The organism is Pseudomonas fungipugnans (assembly GCF_029955235.1).
Taxonomy (GTDB): Bacteria; Pseudomonadota; Gammaproteobacteria; order Pseudomonadales; family Pseudomonadaceae; genus Aquipseudomonas; species Aquipseudomonas fungipugnans.
This window is the reverse complement of sequence record NZ_JARBWL010000001.1, coordinates 3,322,801-3,341,609: the sequence shown is the minus strand read 5'-3', so window position 1 is coordinate 3,341,609 and position 18,809 is coordinate 3,322,801. Positions and strand designations below refer to the sequence as shown.

At 60.5% G+C, this 18,809-nt stretch carries 17 protein-coding genes; 8 read left to right on the top strand and 9 right to left on the bottom strand.

The window, feature by feature from the left end; all coding sequences use genetic code 11:
• The first annotated feature begins 20 nt into the window (after positions 1–20).
• The 3 genes from POF45_RS14210 (at position 21) to POF45_RS14200 (ending at position 2,388) form a co-directional block, all read left to right on the top strand.
• Positions 21–1,154 carry a TIGR03364 family FAD-dependent oxidoreductase gene (locus POF45_RS14210; RefSeq protein ID WP_259497321.1) on the top strand — a complete coding sequence of 378 codons (1,134 nt, stop codon included), beginning with the start codon at positions 21–23 and terminating at the stop codon, positions 1,152–1,154.
• On the top strand, positions 1,154–1,714 hold the full coding sequence (locus tag POF45_RS14205) for a phosphonate degradation HD-domain oxygenase (RefSeq protein ID WP_282315911.1): 561 nt from the start codon (positions 1,154–1,156) through the stop codon (positions 1,712–1,714). Before POF45_RS14210 ends, POF45_RS14205 begins: the two co-directional genes overlap by 1 nt.
• A 110-nt stretch (positions 1,715–1,824) precedes the next feature.
• Complete coding sequence (locus POF45_RS14200) at positions 1,825–2,388, top strand: hypothetical protein (RefSeq protein ID WP_282315910.1); 564 nt, start codon at positions 1,825–1,827, stop codon at positions 2,386–2,388.
• Between the two features lie 12 nt (positions 2,389–2,400).
• Here the strand turns inward: POF45_RS14200 and POF45_RS14195 are convergent, their stop codons facing one another.
• Both POF45_RS14195 and POF45_RS14190 read right to left on the bottom strand, forming a co-directional pair.
• On the bottom strand, positions 2,401–3,765 hold the full coding sequence (locus tag POF45_RS14195; protein WP_259497316.1) for a GTPase/DUF3482 domain-containing protein: 1,365 nt from the start codon (positions 3,763–3,765) through the stop codon (positions 2,401–2,403).
• Complete coding sequence (locus tag POF45_RS14190; RefSeq protein WP_282315909.1) at positions 3,758–5,128, bottom strand: DUF2868 domain-containing protein; 1,371 nt, start codon at positions 5,126–5,128, stop codon at positions 3,758–3,760. The genes POF45_RS14195 and POF45_RS14190 overlap by 8 nt, the downstream gene beginning before the upstream one ends.
• 85 nt (positions 5,129–5,213) lie before the next feature.
• Here POF45_RS14190 and POF45_RS14185 point away from each other — a divergent pair, with 85 nt between their 5' ends.
• Entirely contained in the window at positions 5,214–5,726 is a 513-nt protein-coding gene (locus tag POF45_RS14185) for a dihydrofolate reductase (protein ID WP_282315908.1), read from the top strand.
• A 121-nt stretch (positions 5,727–5,847) separates the two neighbouring features.
• Here POF45_RS14185 and POF45_RS14180 read toward each other — a convergent pair whose 3' ends face one another.
• Positions 5,848–7,239: an L-cystine transporter gene (locus POF45_RS14180; RefSeq protein ID WP_259497312.1), complete on the bottom strand. Its 1,392-nt coding sequence runs from the start codon at positions 7,237–7,239 to the stop codon at positions 5,848–5,850.
• Positions 7,240–7,489: 250 nt separating this feature from the next.
• On the opposite strand from POF45_RS14180, the gene POF45_RS14175 reads away from it, so the two are divergent.
• On the top strand, positions 7,490–8,557 hold the full coding sequence (locus tag POF45_RS14175) for an HAD family hydrolase (protein WP_282315906.1): 1,068 nt from the start codon (positions 7,490–7,492) through the stop codon (positions 8,555–8,557).
• 264 nt (positions 8,558–8,821) lie between these two features.
• Here the strand turns inward: POF45_RS14175 and ilvD are convergent, their stop codons facing one another.
• The 6 genes from ilvD to POF45_RS14145 all read right to left on the bottom strand — a co-directional run bounded on the left by ilvD (position 8,822) and on the right by POF45_RS14145 (position 16,542).
• A complete protein-coding gene (gene ilvD / locus POF45_RS14170; protein WP_259497310.1) occupies positions 8,822–10,663 on the bottom strand; it encodes a dihydroxy-acid dehydratase in 1,842 nt (613 codons plus the stop codon).
• Between the two features lie 257 nt (positions 10,664–10,920).
• The gene (locus tag POF45_RS14165) at positions 10,921–12,126 is read right to left on the bottom strand and encodes an MFS transporter (protein ID WP_282315904.1); all 1,206 of its coding nucleotides are present in this window, start codon (positions 12,124–12,126) and stop codon (positions 10,921–10,923) included.
• Complete coding sequence (locus POF45_RS14160; protein WP_259497308.1) at positions 12,119–13,078, bottom strand: diiron oxygenase; 960 nt, start codon at positions 13,076–13,078, stop codon at positions 12,119–12,121. The genes POF45_RS14165 and POF45_RS14160 overlap by 8 nt, the downstream gene beginning before the upstream one ends.
• Positions 13,075–14,154, bottom strand: a complete 1,080-nt coding sequence (locus POF45_RS14155) for a SagB/ThcOx family dehydrogenase (RefSeq protein ID WP_259497307.1) — start codon at positions 14,152–14,154, stop codon at positions 13,075–13,077. Before POF45_RS14155 ends, POF45_RS14160 begins: the two co-directional genes overlap by 4 nt.
• A 434-nt stretch (positions 14,155–14,588) precedes the next feature.
• Complete coding sequence (locus tag POF45_RS14150) at positions 14,589–15,785, bottom strand: class I SAM-dependent rRNA methyltransferase (RefSeq protein WP_259497306.1); 1,197 nt, start codon at positions 15,783–15,785, stop codon at positions 14,589–14,591.
• A gap of 217 nt (positions 15,786–16,002) precedes the next feature.
• Positions 16,003–16,542, bottom strand: coding sequence for a type 1 glutamine amidotransferase domain-containing protein (locus POF45_RS14145; protein ID WP_259497305.1), 540 nt, complete (start codon positions 16,540–16,542; stop codon positions 16,003–16,005).
• A gap of 207 nt (positions 16,543–16,749) precedes the next feature.
• Between POF45_RS14145 and POF45_RS14140 the strand changes: the two genes are divergently transcribed.
• The 3 genes from POF45_RS14140 to POF45_RS14130 are packed head-to-tail and all read left to right on the top strand — an operon-like array spanning position 16,750 to position 18,795.
• Positions 16,750–17,565, top strand: coding sequence for an HDOD domain-containing protein (locus POF45_RS14140; RefSeq protein WP_259503286.1), 816 nt, complete (start codon positions 16,750–16,752; stop codon positions 17,563–17,565).
• A gap of 36 nt (positions 17,566–17,601) precedes the next feature.
• Positions 17,602–18,414, top strand: a complete 813-nt coding sequence (gene mutM / locus POF45_RS14135) for a bifunctional DNA-formamidopyrimidine glycosylase/DNA-(apurinic or apyrimidinic site) lyase (RefSeq protein WP_259497304.1) — start codon at positions 17,602–17,604, stop codon at positions 18,412–18,414.
• Positions 18,415–18,468: 54 nt separating this feature from the next.
• Positions 18,469–18,795: a multidrug transporter gene (locus POF45_RS14130; RefSeq protein WP_282315903.1), complete on the top strand. Its 327-nt coding sequence runs from the start codon at positions 18,469–18,471 to the stop codon at positions 18,793–18,795.
• Positions 18,796–18,809: the final 14 nt, after the last annotated feature.

The following is an 18,809-nucleotide window of genomic DNA, read 5'->3' as shown; positions in this document are numbered from 1 at the left end:
CAAATTCAGGGCATCTCTTAATGACACAACACAACGACATGCTGATCGTCGGCGCCGGCATCCTGGGTCTGTCCCACGCCTACGCCGCCGCCAGACGTGGTCTCAAGGTCACGGTTTTCGAACGCAGCGAAACGCCCTTGGGCGCTTCGGTGCGCAACTTCGGCCAGGCCTTGGTCACCGGCCAGCCTCCAGGCCAGATGCTCGACCTGGCCAAAGCCAGCCGCGAAATCTGGGGCCAGTGGGCACAAGCGTCCGGCCTGCAACTCAAGCGCAACGGTTCTTACCTGTTCGCCCGCACCGAAGCCGAAGAGCACCTGCTGCAAGCCTTCTGCGATGGCCGGGCGGTAGAGCACGGCTACAACGTCAAGCTGCTGCGCGGCGCGCAATTGCGCGACTTGTACGGCGGCCAGTTCAGCCATCACCGCGCCGCCTTGCACGGCCTGGACGACCAGCAAGTGTATTCCCGGGAAGCGATCCCACAGCTGATCGACTACCTGCGCCGCGAGCTCGGTGTCGAGTTCCACTTCTCGACCCTGGTGCGCGACATCGAGCCAGGCTGTTTGCACAGCACCGCCGGCAGTTTCAGTGCCGGGCAGATCATCGTCTGCTCCGGTCACGATTATCAGACGTTGCTGGCCGAGCAAATTGCCGGGCTGAACCCGCAAATTTGCCGCTTGCAGATGCTTCGCGCGCGCCCGCAAATCAATCTCGGCCTGCAACATGCCTTGCTCACCGGATTGAGCTGCGTGCATTACGGCGCTTTTGCCGATCTGCCGGAAGCGGCTGCGGTACAGGCCCAGATTCTGCGAGAGGCGCCCTATCTGCACGAAAACGGCATTCACCTGCTGATCAGCCCGACGCCTTACGGTGAGCTGATCATCGGCGATTCGCACCATTACGGCGGCGATCCATCGCCATTCAACGCCGAACAGGTCGATGACTGGATGATCGAACTGGCGCAACAGACGTTGGGCTGCAAGGTGCAGGTGCTTGAACGCTGGCAGGGCGTTTACGGCTCACGCGGGCCGGGGCCGTTCTCATTCCTGCGGCCGGCACCGGGCTTGAGTGTGGCGCTGATGCACACCGGCGTCGGCATGAGCGTTGGGCCGGCCATGGCCGAGCGTAATATCGCTGCGTTGTTGGGAGAGCATTGATGGGGCGGCACGAGCAGGTGATTGCCGAAGTCTTCGGCCTGTACGAGCGCTTTGGCGACAGCGACTACATTGGCGAACCGGTGTCGCAGATCGAGCACATGTCCCAGGCTGCCGAACTGGCGATGGCCGAGGGCTTTGATGATGAGGTGGTGTTGGCAGCGTTCTTTCATGACATTGGGCATATCTGTGCCGAAAGCGCCGAGAACATGGGTGGATTTGGCGTGGTCAGTCATGAACGTCTGGGCGCCGATTATCTGCGGCGTGCCGGGTTCAGCGAACGGCTGGCGCGGCTGGTGGAGTATCACGTTCAGGCCAAGCGGTATCTGACGCTTAGAGAGCCTGGGTACTTCGAGTGTCTGAGTGAAGCCAGTCGGCGGACGCTGGCGTATCAGGGTGGAGTGATGACGGAAGCTGAAGCGCAGGCATTCGAGCAGGACCCGTTGTGCGAGGTCAGCCTGCGGATGCGGCAGTGGGATGAGCTGGCCAAGGAACTGTGGGTGCCGGTGATTGATCTTGAGATCTTGAAGCGTAAGGCACTTGGTTTGTTATCCGGTACGTAGGGGCTTGGCATCGTGGGACGTTTGAGTACCAACTGCTTTCAGCTGGCGATGAATTATCCTACATGGGAAGCAGAGTGGTCTTGCAGATAGTTCGGTAAGGAGGGGCTAGCGTGGCCGGCCTTTTATCGATGAGAGACATCTACATGCGCTATTTGAAAGTGACTGCCCAGGACCGAATCGGGAATGGCAAGGCAGATACTGTGCTTCTTCATTTTTTCGAGGAAACCAAGGCTGCCGAAGATACGCTCGTCCATAAAGCCTATGCGCTGGATATGACCGCCAATGGCAAGATTGATTTTCAGGTCGGCGACGTAAACAACGATGGCAAGGAAGACCTCAGCGACGAGCGTTTGCTCAAGGCGTTTGCGGAGACGTTCTTGCAGCTCAACTGGTTTAATCGCGGGGAGACCTGGGAGCGCTATCTGAAAATATTCACCGAGGACTTTGCCAACGACGGTTCGCCAGACACCGTGCGTCTGCATTTCCATGAAGGCATCGGCAAACCGTCGGATCAAAGCATTGTTTACACCGCGTCTGCCTACGACACCAACAACGATGGAAAGCTGGACTGGACGATCAACTTCGATATCGATAACGACGGTGATCAGGATGCGGTGGATCAGAAACTGGTCTCGCACCTGAGTAACGGGTATCTGAAGTTCAACTGGCGTTAATCATCTGCTAGCTCAAAGCTGCTGCGCCAATACCTCAACCTGCTCCTGCCGTTCCGCCTGATTCAACTTCGCATGGGGATTAAGCGACGACCACTGCGGATGCGCCCGTGCCTTGTTCAATGCGTTCGGCAGCTTGCCTTCGCGCCAGGTCTTGTCCTGGGGTGTGGCGACCTGGATGCTGTCCATCGCTGCATGCCCGCGCTGGTTCAGCGCTTGCACCAATTGGCGCTGACGCAAGGCCAGCAGGCGCAGCACGCTGTCGTCGACGGTCAGTTCGCGCTGGCCCTTGATTTTGCCCAGCAAACGACTGCCATAACTGCGCGCCGTTTGCAGGGCGCCACCGGCAATGGCCCCGGCCAATGCGGCGGCACCGAGGGTCAGGCCGCCCACCAGCAAGTCGACGCCAGCACCGGCTGCCGCGCCGGCTGCAATGCCGCTACCGACTCGCACACCGAGCTGTTTCAGGGTTTCGGGGTTGAACAGGTCATCGCCCCAGCGCCCATCCAGCAGCGGCAAGTCACTGGCGGCCGCGTCCTGCGGGCGAAAGCCGTAAAGCTTCAGCAGGGCTTCGACGCAGCGTTGCTCACGTTGGCGAACGGCTTTGCGCAACTCGCTGATTGCCTGTTGCTCCTGCCCGGCATCGCTGACCACGCTGCGCCGGCAGGCCGCGCAATCGATCAGCAATTCGGCAATCAATCGCGCCGCGCTTTGCTGGCGGACCAGGCGCTGGGCCTGCTGGTCGACGATCAGCCGTTCGAGTTGTGGCCGGGCATTTTCCAGCAACAGGGCAAGGCTTTCATAGAGTCGTTGTTCGCCATCTTCCGGCGGCGCGACGCTGTCAAAACGCACCAGGGCATGCAGCCCAAGCCGCGCCAGGGCTTCGCGCCAATCGGGCTCGCGGTGGTTGGCGCTGCTGACGAAATTGAGCACCGGCAATAACGGTTTGCCACAACTGGCCAGCACTTGCAGCTCGTCGCGGTACTTGGCCAACACCGGTTCCCGGGCGTCGATCACGTACAGGCCGGCATCCGAGGCCAGCAGTTGGCGCAGGACTTTGGCTTCCTGTTCGAACCGTTGCCGCGCCTCGCTGCCTTCAAGGAATCGGGCCAACCGCGCCGGGCCGTCGAGGCGTTCGCCGGGACGTTCCAGGCGCTCCAGATAGTCGAGCAGAGCGATGGCGTCTTCCAGCCCCGGTGTGTCGTACAGATCAAGCAGCGGTTCGCCGTCCACCGACAGACGTGCGCCCTCGACGTGTCGAGTGGTGCTGGGCCGGTGGGACACTTCGCCGAAGCCGACATCCCGGGTCAGGGTGCGCAACAACGAGGTTTTGCCGACATTGGTGTGGCCGACGACGGCAAGCTTTAGAGGTTTAGTCATGGCCGGTCTCCAGCCAGTTCAGCGGCGCGCAATCGGCGAATGGCAGCTCCAGCTGTTGCAGCGCCGCGTGCCAGTCACCGAGCCGTGCGGCGTCAAGCGCTTCACCGGGCGGCGCTTGCAGCAGCCAGACTCGCGTGGCGCTGGCACTGCGGGCCAGCTCGGCAATCAGCGCCAGGCTGCCGCGATCCGGCGACCGCCGTGGGTCGCAGGCAATGGCCAGACGGGCCGGGGGAAAGCGGCTGAGTTGTTCCAGCAGTTTGTTGCGCGACTCTCGGCTGTCGAGAATGCCTGCGTTGCTCACCGTTTTCGGCAGTGCTGGCGGCCATGGGCGTTGCTCGTCCAGCTCGATGGCCACCAGCAGCGCGCCGTCGCTTTGCAGGTCGCTGACGCCGCTTTCGACCTGATGTAACTGATCCGGCGCCGCGTCGCTGATGCCCAGGCGTTCGCTGCTGGGCATCAGGCGTTCGCGCAATTGGGCATAGCCGGGCAGGTTCAAATCCAGACGCAACGCGCCACGGCCGGTTTTCCAACGCCACAGGCAAAACAGTGCCAGCAGCAGGCGGGGCGCCACGCCGTAGACCACCACCACGCCCACCAGCCACGTCGCCCAGGCCTGACGGGCGCTTTCGATATTGAGCGCGGTGTCGCCACTGGCGCGGATCATCTCCACGGTCGGCACGTTGAAACCGAGCAGTGCCGGCAAGGTGCCGAGGGTTTGGGTCATTGCGACAAAGGTGTCGGCGCTGAGCAGGGTGGTTTCCCAGACAAAGCCGTAACGGCGGGTCGCCATCAGCGTCAGCAACAGGGTCAGGGCGCTGAGCATCGCCAGCGACCACACACTGTTGACCAGCACGCCGATGGCCCAGCGATTGAGTTTTTGCCGTTGCAACAACAACAGCAGCGCCGGCGCCAGTTGTGCAGCCTTGGCATCGCGGGCGAATTTTTCGCTGAGCCACAGCCACAGGCGTCCGAGGGTGGCGCCGTGTTCACCGGCAAACACCAGGCCCAAGGCCCAGCTCAGCAGCAGAATCAGGTTCAACCCGAGCAGACTGCCCAGTGCCCAGAACACATTCACCGCCAGTTGTCCGTCGCCCAGCGCGGCAAACGCCAGGCCGGCACCGCTGATCGCCGCCAGCACCGCCAACACCAGCAGTGCCAGACGCGCACCTTGCAGCCAGTGCTTGAGCGCGTTGGTCAGTCCGTCCCGTTCGGCCAGCCACAGGGCCCGGTACTGAATCCGGGCCGGCAGGTCGCCGCCTGCGGTGCGGGCCAGCCGATTGGCTTCCAGATCATCCAGCAAGCCCGCGTGTTCTTCACGCAGGCGAATGGTCTCGGTCAGCCAGAGGTTATTCAGTTCAGTCACGCGTCATCCCGTCGCTCCAATGAACGCTGAGCATAACCGCTGTGGCGCTTATCGGGGAAAGGGTGGCTCTGGTATCCTCGCCGACATGACTAAATCACTCCCCCTCAGCCTGATCGCAGCCCTCGGTGAAAACCGTGTGATCGGCGTCGACAACAGCATGCCCTGGCACTTGCCGGGGGACTTCAAGTACTTCAAGGCCACCACCTTGGGCAAGCCGATCATCATGGGTCGCAAGACCTGGGATTCCCTTGGCCGTCCGCTGCCGGGCCGGTTGAACATCGTGGTCAGCCGTCAGGCGGATCTGGTGCTTCAAGGCGCGGAGGTTTATCCGTCACTGGAGGCCGCAGTGGTTCGCGCTGAAGCGTGGGCGACGGAGCAGGGCGTTGATGAGCTGATGCTGATTGGCGGGGCACAGTTGTATGCCCAGGGCCTGGCACAGGCCGATCGGCTGTACCTGACACGCGTGGCGCTTAGCCCGGAGGGGGATGCGTGGTTTCCGGAGTTTGATTTGGGCCAGTGGAAGCTGGTGTCGAATGTGCCGAATGCGGCAGAAGGGGATAAGCCGGCGTACAGCTTCGAGGTGTGGGAGAAAGCCTAAAAGCTTCGCGAGCAAGCTCGCTCCCACAGTGGTTTGAGGTGAAACACATATTCTGTGAACACCGCAGATCCCTGTGGGAGCGAGCTTGCTCGCGAAGAGGCCCGCTCAGGCAACGAAAATCTTAAGCCTGAGCCAACTCCGCATGCTCATCCGCATCCAGCAGCGCTTTATCGGTCTGCTGCATCATCTGGCTGGTGATCGCCCCGGCCGTGATCGAACCACTCACGTTCAACGCCGTGCGGCCCATGTCGATCAGCGGTTCAACCGAGATCAGCAACGCCACCAGTGACACCGGCAAGCCCATGGCCGGCAGCACGATCAACGCGGCAAATGTCGCACCGCCACCCACGCCCGCCACACCGGCCGAACTCAGGGTCACAATCGCCACCAGTGTTGCGATCCACAGCGGATCCAGCGGGTTGATGCCCACGGTCGGCGCCACCATCACGGCCAACATTGCCGGGTACAGACCGGCGCAGCCGTTCTGGCCAATGGTCGCGCCGAACGAGGCGGCGAAACTGGCAATGGACTGCGGGATGCCCAGACGACGGGTCTGCGCTTCGATGCTCAACGGAATGCTTGCGGCGCTGGAGCGGCTGGTGAAGGCAAAGGTCAGCACCGGCCAGATCTTGCGGAAGAAACGCAGCGGGTTGATCCCGGCCGCCGACACCAGCAAACCGTGGACGACAAACATCAAACCCAGCCCGATGTAGGACACCACCACGAAACTGCCAAGCTTGATGATGTCTTGCAGGTTGGAACCGGCGACCACTTTGGTCATCAGCGCCAGCACACCGTACGGAGTCAGCTTCATCACCAGGCGCACCAGACGCATCACCCAGGCTTGCAGGGTGTCGATGGCGTTGATCACTTTCTGACCTTTTTCGACATCATCTTTCAGCAGTTGCAGCGCGGCGACGCCGAGGAACGCGGCGAAAATCACTACGCTGATGATCGACGTCGGCTTGGCGCGCGCCAGGTCGGCGAACGGGTTCTGCGGGATGAACGACAGCAGCAGCTGCGGCACATTCAGGTCGGCGACCTTGCCGGCGTAGTCGGTCTGGATCGTTTGCAGGCGCGCCATTTCCTGAGTGCCAGCGACCAGGCCGTCGGCGGTCAGGCCAAACAGGTTGGTCAGGCCGATGCCGATCAGCGCCGCGATGGCGGTGGTGAACAGCAGCGTGCCGATGGTCAGGAAACTGATCTTGCCCAGCGACGAAGCGTTGTGCAGGCGGGCCACGGCGCTGAGGATCGAGGCGAACACCAGCGGGATCACGATCATTTGCAGCAACTGCACGTAGCCGTTACCGACCAGATCGAACCAACCGATCGAGGCTTTCAGGACCGGGTTGCCGGCACCGTAAATGGCGTGCAGTGCCACACCAAAGACCACGCCCAGCGCCAGGGCGAGCAAGACTTTCTTGGCCAGGCTCCAGCCGGTATGACGGGTTTGCGCCAGGCCGAACAGCAGCGCGAGGAACACCAGCAGATTGAGAATCAGCGGCAGATTCATAGAGTCTCCATAGACTTGTGCCAGCTGCATGCTTGGGCAGCTGCGAACCGGCAAGCCTAACAGCTTGATATCTAATGAATTAATACCAAAAATGAAGGTGGACTGTCGTTTTTGGAATAAGCCGGTGCCGCTGCGGGGAATGCGCCTGACGGAATCAGGACGCAAGCGGTCGCGGGCAGACGAGGATTGTCATACTTTTTTGTTAGCGTCGATTCTTTGAATCAGGGTCTCTCTACAAGGAAGCATGCCGATGAAATTCGCACCGAAGATTCTGGCTGTCGCATTGACTTTAGGAGTGGGGTTAGGCCTCGCCAGCCAGGCGTTCGCCACCGAGTTGAAACACTGGCCAGCCGATCAGGCCAGAGCGCTGGACGCCATGATCGCGGCCAATGCCAACAAGGGTAACTTTGCGGTGTTCGACATGGACAACACCAGTTACCGTTATGACCTCGAAGAGTCACTTCTGCCGTTTCTGGAGAACAAGGGCCTGATCACCCGCGAGACACTTGATCCGTCCCTGAAACTGATCCCGTTCAAAGACACCGCCGACCACAAGGAAAGCCTGTTCAGTTACTACTATCGCCTCTGCGAAATCGACGACATGGTTTGCTATCCATGGGTTGCGCAGGTGTTTGCCGGCTTCACCCTTCAGGAACTCAAGGGCTATGTCGATGAGCTGATGGCGTCCGGCAAACCGGTGCCGAGCACTTATTACGACGGCGATGTGGTCAAGAACATTGATGTTCCACCGCCGAAAGTCTTCACCGGCCAGGCCGAGCTGTACAACAAGCTGATGGAGAACGGCATTGAGGTCTATGTGATGACCGCCGCCTCCGAGGAACTGGTGCGTATGGTCGCTGCCGATCCGAAGTACGGCTACAACGTCAAGCCGCAGAACGTGATTGGCGTGAGCACGCTGCTCAAGGACCGCAAGACCGGCGAACTGACCACTGCGCGCAAGCAGATCACCGCTGGCAAGTATGACGAGAAGGCCAACCTCGGCCTGGAACTGACGCCTTATCTGTGGACTCCGGCGACGTGGATGGCCGGCAAACAGGCGGCGATCCTGACCTATATCGACGAATGGAAAAAACCGGTGCTGGTCGGCGGCGACACCCCGACGAGCGATGGCTACATGCTGTTCCACAGTGTTGACGTGGCCAAGGGTGGCATCCACTTGTGGGTCAATCGTAAAGATAAATACATGACCCAACTCAACGGCATGATGGCCAAGCATGCCGCGGCCCAGGCCAAAGAAGGCCTGCCGGTGACGGCGGACAAGAACTGGGTGATCGTCAAGCCGGACGAGATTCAGTAAGGCCGGGTCGCTCTCATCGCGAGCAGGCTCGCTCCCACAAAGGATCGAGGTGAATCACAAGTTCTGTGGACGCCAGAGCCCCCCCTGTGGGATCTGGCTTGCCTGCGAAGGCATCAACTCGGTGTATCAGATAGATCGAGTTGTCTGCATCGCAGGCAAGCCAGCTCCCACATTGATCTCCAGTGTCTCCAGTGTTTAAGGGATTCGGCCAGGCACAAAAATGCCCCGCACTTGGCGGGGCATTTTTATTTCTGCGACTGACGCTTACAGCCCGTCTAGCATCGCCTTGTTACGCACGGCACCCTTGTCGGCACTGGTGGCCAGCAGGGCGTACGCTTTCAGCGCGGTGGTGACTTTGCGTGGGCGTTTTTCCACCGGTTTCCAGCCTTTGCTGTCCTGCTCGACCCGGCGTGCCGCCAGCTCTTCATCGCTGATCAACAGGTTGATCGAGCGGTTCGGAATGTCGATCAGTACCTTGTCGCCATCTTGCACCAGGCCAATCGCACCGCCGGCAGCGGCTTCCGGCGAAGCGTGGCCGATGGACAGGCCCGAGGTGCCGCCGGAGAAACGGCCATCGGTGAGCAAGGCGCAGGCTTTGCCCAGGCCTTTGGATTTCAGGTACGAGGTCGGGTAGAGCATTTCCTGCATGCCCGGGCCGCCTTTCGGGCCTTCGTAACGAATGATCACGATGTCGCCGGCCTTCACTTCGTCCGCGAGGATGCCGCGTACAGCGCTGTCCTGGCTTTCGAAAATCTTCGCGTTGCCTTCGAACACGTGGATCGACTCGTCGACGCCGGCAGTTTTGACCACGCAACCGTCCAGGGCGATGTTGCCGTAGAGAACGGCCAGGCCGCCTTCTTGCGAGTAAGCGTGTTCGACACTGCGGATGCAGCCGTTTTCACGGTCGTCGTCCAGGGTTTCCCAGCGGGTCGACTGGCTGAACGCGGTTTGCGTCGGGATGCCCGCAGGGCCGGCCTTGAAGAAGTGATGCACGGCTTCGTCGGTGGTCTGGGTGATGTCCCACTTGGCGATGCCTTCGGCCATGGTCTTGCTGTGCACGGTCGGCAGCTCGGTGTGCAGCAAGCCGCCACGGGCCAGCGAACCGAGGATGCTGAAGATGCCGCCGGCGCGGTGCACGTCTTCCATGTGGTACTTCTGGATGTTCGGCGCGACTTTGCACAGTTGCGGCACGTGGCGGGACAGGCGGTCGATGTCCTTCAGGTCGAAGTCGATCTCGGCTTCCTGGGCGGCGGCCAGCAAGTGCAGGATGGTGTTGGTGGAGCCGCCCATGGCGATGTCCAGGGTCATGGCGTTCTCGAACGCCTTGAAGTTGGCGATGTTGCGCGGCAAGACCGACTCGTCGTTCTCGCCGTAGTAACGCTTGCACAGCTCGACGATGGTGCGGCCGGCTTGCAGGAACAGTTGCTCGCGGTCGCTGTGGGTGGCCAGGGTCGAACCATTGCCCGGCAACGCCAGGCCCAGGGCTTCGACCAGGCAGTTCATCGAGTTGGCGGTGAACATGCCGGAGCACGAACCGCATGTCGGGCAGGCGCTACGCTCGTATTCAGCGACTTTCTCGTCAGAAGCGCTGGAGTCGGCGGCGATCACCATGGCGTCGACCAGGTCGAGGCCGTGGCTGGCGAGCTTGGTCTTGCCGGCTTCCATCGGGCCGCCGGAAACGAAGATCACCGGGATGTTCAGGCGCAGGGAGGCCATCAGCATGCCGGGGGTGATCTTGTCGCAGTTGGAGATGCAGACGATGGCGTCGGCGCAGTGGGCGTTGACCATGTACTCGACGGAGTCGGCGATGATCTCGCGGCTCGGCAGCGAATACAGCATGCCATCGTGGCCCATGGCGATGCCGTCATCGACGGCGATGGTGTTGAATTCTTTTGCGACGCCACCGGCCCGTTCGATTTCACGAGCGACCAACTGACCCAGGTCCTTGAGGTGGACATGGCCCGGTACGAACTGGGTGAAGGAGTTGGCAATGGCGATGATCGGCTTCTTGAAGTCGTCATCTTTCATCCCCGTGGCGCGCCACAGTGCGCGGGCGCCGGCCATGTTGCGACCGTGGGTGGACGTTTTCGAGCGGTAATCAGGCATGGAGCACTCCGGGCGGCTAATCAGGTATCAAAGGGGAGTGAGCTTCTATTGACGTCTGGAACACCCGGAAATAGCCGTGTGTCCTGAAGTTGCCGATGACTTTGCGGGATCGCCGCTTGCCTCAGCCTGAGCTCATAAACCCGCCGGGGGATGAATGGCGATGAATCTCGTGATTCTACACCGCTGACGTCAGGAGGGAATGGCACAAAGTGTTGATCCAGCGCTGACGCGGCGTGCGGGATGACGACCGGCCGTGTTCAGCCGCTGACCAGCATGCGCTGACGGCGGCTGATCAATGCGTTGAGGGTGATGGCCAAGGTACTCAATAGCAGGAAAGTCAGGGCAAGACTCGTTTGCAGGTTGGCGCCGTTCAGGTTGATCAGGGCGCTGATCAAGCCACCGAAAATGAACACCAGCGTACTTCCCGCCGACGCCGATGTACCGGCATTGTCAGGAAACACTTCCATGGCCCTGGAGGTGGCAATCGGGCGGGCAATGGTGGTGCCGGCGGTGCAGATGATCATCGGGACCAGCACCGTGAGGATCGAGAGCCCCAGCAGGACGGCGAGCGCCAACATCACCAGGCCCGAAAGGAAGATCAGGCTCAGGCCCGTGAAAATTTGTGTATTGGGTGCCATGCGGCCGGCGAGAAAGCGGGCGACGATGCCGCCGATGATGTACGCCAGGCCGTAGAGCAGCAGCGTCAGGGAGAACGCGTAGGGCGATAGCTGCAACCTCTCCAGGAAGATCAGCGGCGAAATCACAATGAAGGAAAAGTGGCAGGCAAAGGCAATCGCCGCGATCAGCCAGTAACCGAGGAATACCGGGTCGCGGTAAACCCGCTGGTATGAGCGAATGATGCCGTGGGGTGCGGTGTTGGCCGGGCGCAGATTTTCCAGGAAGACACAGGCTTTCAGGAAAACGGCGCAGGCCAGGGCGATGAATACGACAAAGCTGCCGGGCCAGTCCATGGCCTGCTGCAGCAAGGTGCCCGCCAGCGGCGAAATGGAAATGAAGACCCCGCTGGCGGTGGCCATCAAAATCCTCAAGCGGTCACGTTCCTTGCCTTCGAACAGGTCCTGCACCAGTGCCTGGGTCAGCACGAAACAGCCGCAGCCGATGGCTTGCACCAGCCGGAACAGCAGGAACCAGGCGTACTCGGTGGACATCAGGCAGCCGAGCGCGCCGATAATCGAGACTGCCATACCCAGCAGCAACAGACCTTTGCGCCCGAGTGTGTCCGACAATGGGCCGATCAACAGTTGCGACAGTGAAATCCCGACGGCGAACAGGCTGATGGAGAAAGCAATGTCGGCGGGGGTGGTGCGAAAGTGCTCGGCTAACGCCGGAAATGAAGGCAGCAGCACGTCCAGCGGGAACACCCCGAGCAGAACCATGGTCATCAACAGGGTGATGGCAGCGCGGCGTTTACGGAGGCTGACCGCTGTTGTTCCTTCATCCATCGACAAGTCCTGCCTGCGTGAACAGTTGTTGATTGGAGGGCAGGTCGAAGAAACCGGCCTTTTTCAAAGCTTGCAGCGTAGCGTCAGCCCCGGAACGCGCACGCCGGATAACGGCTTGCGTGCCGCTTATGTCGCACAGAATATCGCAGACGGCTTGCTCGCCAAGCCCTGCGCTGTGCAGGCTGCTCATGAGCCATTGCTCGTCGGCGTCGAAGAAAATCAGCAGGATATCCAGCAGCAGCCTGGCGGCGAACGTGCGCTGGCCGCCGTCCAGGGTGAGCCATAGAAACTCGAACACTTCGCAGAAATAACGACTGTGCCGCGCCTCATCGATGAGATGGTCCCTGAGCATTTCCTCGACGCAAGACACCAGCGCATCGCGGCAAACCTCCAGCAGCTCTCTGGCAATGATTGTCTCCGACACGAATCCGGTCAGGAACCAGGCCAGCGGCTTGTGTCGCTTGGGAACATTGGTGAGCAGGGCGTTGAGGCGGGTGATGCGACGGGGCATTACCGGGCGTGGCACGATGCTGTAGAAGCGGGAGATCCGTGCTGCGAGGCCGTCCGAGAACAGTGCATGAAAGCCCTCATCGGTATAAAGCTGCAGGGCGGCGGTCTTCATGGGTTGCGGGATGCGGACCCCCAATTCGCCGTGAATGATGGTTTCCACTGAGCGGTTGACGATGCGGTGTTCCAGCAGGGTGGTGTAGTCGAGAAAATACACCAGGTGATTCGCCGTCAACCGGTGGATTGTCGACCGGCCTGCCTGCGCAATGGCCGGGTGGCTGAGGTACGGCACAAGGGCCGGCGGGAACCAGTGCCGCGTCTCCAGCTGTTGGGCCAGGTCCACCGGCAGAAGGTAGTTATGCCTGCTGCTGCGCACCGAGGCGCGGGTGTTCCAGTTACCCAGGGTAAAACGATGGTACGTGCTGTCGGCGCGGGCTTCGCTCATGACGGCAGATCCTGGCGGCTGAGGAGTTCCTTGAGTTCCTTGCACATCACCTGCCCGTCGCTTTGCCCACAGCCAACGAAGAACAGCGGCTGTTCTGCGCTGTTATCCAGCTTGAGCAGCGTTTCAACCTGATCATCCATGAGCGCGCCCGTCAGCCAGGTGCCCAGACCCAATACTGTCGCCACCAACTGGAAAGACTGGGAAATATGCCCTGCCTCGATGTAGGCCATGCGATACGCCCGCGAGTGTTCGTATTTCCACCACAACTTGTCGAAGCGCACGCTGATGAACAGTCCCATGGGCAAGTCATTGATGAAGTGCTGCCCGCACAGCAGTTGACCCAGCGATGATTCGGGCAGCGGGTTGACGACACTCAGGGCGTGCTCGGCGGGATGGTAGGCGTAAACCCCGGGTGCCAGACCGCTGATGTTGCGCGCCAGCACAAAGCCCTCAGAGGCATTCAATCCGCCCCCGGACGGGCTGCTGCGGCGGGCTCCCTGGCCCTCGGCAACGCACTCATCGGTGCCGCCAGCGCGCTCCTTGAGGTAGCCGAGGGACAGATACAGCAAGGTGCTGACCTCGCCGAGCGATAGCGCTTCACCGGTAAAGGAGCGGCAGGTCTTGCGCTTGATCAGGGCGTCGGTCAGGTCGCCAGCGGGAAGCCGGGCGGGCTCGGGCAGAGCGATCAGTTCCAGGGACGAATGGTGATCGGGGCCCAAGCATGGCGCGGCCTGGGCGAGTACTTCGGTGCAGTGGTCGAGGTATTGTTTTGACCACTCCTGAATATTCTGTGGCATGTATTCGCAAGGAATATTTTTGGTGCCGATATGAAATATCTTTGATAGATCATCCCAGCCCCATTTGGCAGTGGCGGGCATGGAAGTTGTCATTATTCCGGTGTTTAAAAACTGATTGTCGATCTTGTTGTGGGTGTCGAATATGTTCGGGTTCTCGATAAGCTCTGCGAGCCGTATTGAATATTCAAGGTCTAGTTCAAACTGGGTATGGCTTTTGTAATCCCAGACTATCTGACGGGGCGTACGTGGCAGTATGAACAGGTGCGGATTTATATGCATGAAATCGCTTGGCTCTGGATGGGGGTTGTAGAAAACACTGGGTAGCCGGCACTCCCCAGTGCTTCAGTCACTTAGCGGGCTATAGGTGCAACCAGAAAAGCCAGGTTGGCGATCTTGTTGGTTTCCAGAGTAACTGCTTTCATGTATTTAACTCCTTGTAAGTGATGTCGGATGTCACGACTTTGTGACAACTCAATCATAGTTTGTAATGAGGCCTTATCAAGGGGGGATTGAGTAGGACTGTTCCAGTATTTCTGTGGGAACGATCTTACGAGGTACGAGAATTGTAAGTGCGGGTTTATTGAATAGAGGGCGCAGGGAAATTTCCTGCGTATTATTGGAAGGTAATTGTAAGAGGCAGGGCTTTAGTGAGCGAAGTGTTGCGAGCGAACAGCAAACGGGGAGCCTGTTGGCTCCCCGTCAAAACCGCATGATCAGCTGTTTGGCAGCAAGCGGCAGGTGATGCTCTTGATGTAGCGGGTTTCGGCGATGGCCGGGTGAACCGGGTGATCCGGGCCCTGGCCGCCACGCTCCAGCATCTGGATGTTGCGATCCAGGTGGCGGGCGCTGGTCAGCAGGATGTTTTGCAGATCATCTTCAGGCAGGTGCATCGAGCACGAAGCGCTGATCAGGATCCCGTCCTTGCTGAGCAGGCGCATGGCTTGCTCGTTCAGGCGGCGGTAGGCGCCTTCACCGTTCTTCATGTCTTTCTTGCGTTTGATGAACGCCGGAGGATCGGCCACGATCACGTCGAAACGCTCTTCGCTGGCTTTGAGTTCTTTCAGGGCTTCGAAGACATCGCCTTCGATGCAGGTCATTTTCTCGGCAAAACCGTTCAGCGCGGCGTTGCGCTCGACGCCGTCCAGGGCGAAGGCCGACGCATCGACGCAGAACACTTCACTGGCGCCGAACGCGGCAGCCTGCACACCCCAACCGCCGATGTAGCTGTAGAGGTCGAGTACGCGTTTGCCCTTGGCATACGGAGCCAGACGCGCGCGGTTCATGCGGTGGTCGTAGAACCAGCCGGTTTTCTGGCCCTGGATGACCGGCGCTTCGAACTTCACGCCGTTCTCTTCCAGCGCGACCCACTCCGGCACCAGGCCGAACACGGTTTCGACGTAGCGCTCGAGGCCTTCGGCGTCGCGGGCGGCGGAGTCGTTCTTGAACAGAATGCCGCTTGGCTTGAGCACTTGGGTCAGGGCCGCGATCACGTCTTCTTTATGGGCTTCCATGGTCGCCGAAGCGATCTGCACCACCAGGATGTCACCAAAACGGTCGACCACCAGGCCCGGCAGCAGGTCGGAATCACCGTAGACCAGGCGGTAGAACGGCTTGTCGAACAGGCGATCGCGCAGGGACAGGGCCACGTTGATGCGGTGCACCAGCAGCGACTTGTCCAGCGCCAGCTTGATGTCACGCGACAGCAGGCGCGCGCAGATCAGGTTGTTCGGGCTCATGGCAACGATGCCCAGCGCCTTGCCACCGGCGGCTTCGAGGATTGCCTGATCGCCGGCCTTGAAGCCGTGCAGCGGGGTGGCGGCTACGTCGATTTCGTTGCTGTAGACCCACAGGTGACCGTTTCGCAGGCGACGGTCGGCGTTGGCTTTGAGGCGCAGGCTAGGCAGGGACATGACGTCGCTCCGGAAAAAAGAGCGGGAGTATAGCGTGTTGCGCAAGGCCCAGGTTTGCGGATAGACCTGTGGCGATGGAGCTTGCTCCCGCTGGATGGCGAAGCCGTCCCCAAGTGGCAATTGCGGTGAATCGGGAGAACCGCGTTTGCTGTATTGGCGACTGCTGCGCAGCCGAGCGGGAGCACGCTCCCTCGCCACAAGGGTGTGTCAGCCACAGTTACGCCGACAACAGGTCAATCAACGCCCGATTGAACGCCGGAATGTCATCGGGCTGGCGGCTGCTGATCAGTTTGCCGTCCTTGACCACTTCCTTGTCCACCCAGTTGGCGCCGGCGTTCACCAGATCATCCTTGAGGGTTTTGTAGCTGGTCATGGTCTTGCCTTTGACCAACCCGGCCGACACCAGCAGCCAGCCGCCATGGCAAATCACCGCAATCGGCTTGCCGGCCGAGGTGCCGGTCTTGACCAGATGCTGGGCATCCTGATCGATACGAATGGTGTCGGAGTTCTGCACGCCACCAGGCAGCACGACGGCGTCGTATTGCTCGATGTTGGCGGCCTTGAAGGTCAGGTCGACCTTGAAATCGTCCGCCGGCTGGTCGTGGTTCCAGCCTTTGACCTGGCCTTCCCTGGCCGACAGGATGTCGACTTTGGCGCCTGCCTGCTCCAGTGCGTGTTTGGGCCCGGTCAGTTCCACCTGCTCGAAACCGTCGGTGACCAGCATCGCGACGCGCTTGCCATTGAGTGAATTGGACATGAATAACGCTCCTGACATGAAGGAAAGTTTTGCCCGTGGGCATTACAAACTCCGAAGCCTTCGCGTGAATGAAAGTTCCGATGATATGCCGGTCGGTGTGTCGATCCTGCTTCTTAAAGGTTAGAATCGCGACCTGTCCCAGAGTGTGTACTTATGTCCCAAGAGCTGACTTCCGAACAGATTCAACAGTCCCTGCAAGGCATCAGCGTGCCGGCCCAGCCGCAGATCATGGTGGATTTGCAGATGGAGCAGTACATGCCTGACCCGGACCTGGAGGTGATCGCCAAGCTGATCTCCCAGGACCCTGGCCTGTCGGGTTCGTTGCTGAAAATCGTCAACTCGCCGTATTACGGCTTGAGTAACAAGATCGCCTCGATCCAGCGCGCAGTGAACCTGTTAGGCAGCCGTTCGATCATCAACCTGATCAACGCGCAGTCGATCAAGGGCGAGATGAATGACGACACCATCGTCACCCTCAATCGTTTCTGGGACACGGCTCAGGACGTGGCGATGACCTGCCTGACCCTGGCCAAGCGCATTGGCGCCCAGGCGGGTGATGAGGCCTATGCCCTGGGGTTGTTCCATGATTGCGGCGTGCCGCTGATGCTCCAGCGTTTCCCCAATTACATGACGATCCTGGAAGAGGCATACGCCAGCGCCGGCCCTGACTGCCGCGTGGTGGACACCGAAAACCGCGTGTTCAACACCAACCATGCCGTGGTCGGTTATTACACAGCCAAGTCCTGGCGCCTGCCGGAGCACGTGAGCACGGCGATCGCCAATCACCACAATGCCCTGGCGATTTTCAGCGATGAGTCGTCGCGCAACAGCCAGCTGAAAAACCTGTTGGCGATCCTGAAGATGGCCGAGCACATCTGTGCGTCTTACCGGGTGCTGGGCAACCAGACCGAAGACCATGAGTGGAACAGCATCGGGCACCTGGTGCTCGACTATCTCGGTTTGTCGGACTACGACTTCGAAACCCTCAAACAAACGATTCGCGACCTCGGTGCCCAGCACTGAGGTGTTCCCTTGCCGCGCGCCTGATTCGAGAGCCCCATGCCTGAACTGCCAGAAGTCGAAACCACCCGTCGCGGCATCGCCCCGCATCTGGAAGGGCAGCGCGTCAGCCGGGTGATTGTGCGGGAGCGCCGGCTGCGCTGGCCGATTCCCGAAGACCTGGATGTGCGGCTGTCCGGCCAGCGCATCGTGCTGGTGGAGCGCCGGGCCAAGTACCTGCTGATCAATGCCGAAGTCGGTACGTTGATCAGTCATCTGGGGATGTCGGGCAATTTGCGACTGGTGGAAGCCGGCTTGCCGGCGGCCAAGCATGAACATGTGGATATCGAACTGGAATCCGGCCTGGCCCTGCGTTACACCGACCCGCGTCGGTTCGGCGCGATGCTCTGGAGTCTTGATCCGCTCAACCACGAACTGCTGATTCGCCTGGGGCCGGAGCCGTTGACCGACCTGTTCGACGGCGAGCGGCTGTTTCAGCTGTCACGCGCACGCTCGATGGCGGTCAAGCCGTTCATCATGGATAACGCGGTGGTGGTGGGCGTCGGCAATATTTATGCGACCGAAGCGCTGTTTGCCGCCGGCATCGACCCGCGTCGCGAAGCCAAGAGCATTTCCCGGGCCCGTTATCTGAAACTGGCGATCGAGATCAAACGTATCCTCGCCCACGCCATCGAGCGCGGCGGCACCACGCTGCGCGATTTCATCGGTGGTGACGGTCAGCCCGGCTATTTCCAGCAGGAACTGTTTGCCTACGGACGCGGTAGCGAGCCGTGCAAGGTGTGTGGCACGTTGCTGCGGGAAGTGAAGCTGGGTCAGCGCGCGAGCGTCTTTTGCCCACGCTGCCAGAGCTGACAAATCCTACGGTCTATAGTCAGTGTTCCCACTGCCTAGCCGAAGGACCGTGCCATGAACTTGTTTCGAACCTTTGCCGTCGCTGTGCTGTTGTGTGTCGCGCTGCCGACGCTGGCGGCTGATAACAACGGCAGCGGCGATCCCCGTTACGCCATCCAGAACCCACCGGCTTACGCCATGATCGGCGACTTGCTGATCGCCCGACCGTTGCTGGTGGTGGCGACGGTGATCGGTGCCGGGGTGTTTGTGGTGTCGTTGCCGTTTACCGCGCTGGGTGGCGGTGTTGGCGACGCGGGGCAGGCGCTGGTGGTGGCCCCGGCGAAAGCGGCGTTTGTGCGGTGCCTGGGGTGTACGGGGGAGGGGTTTGAGGATCGGGAGTGAAATCAGTTGGATTT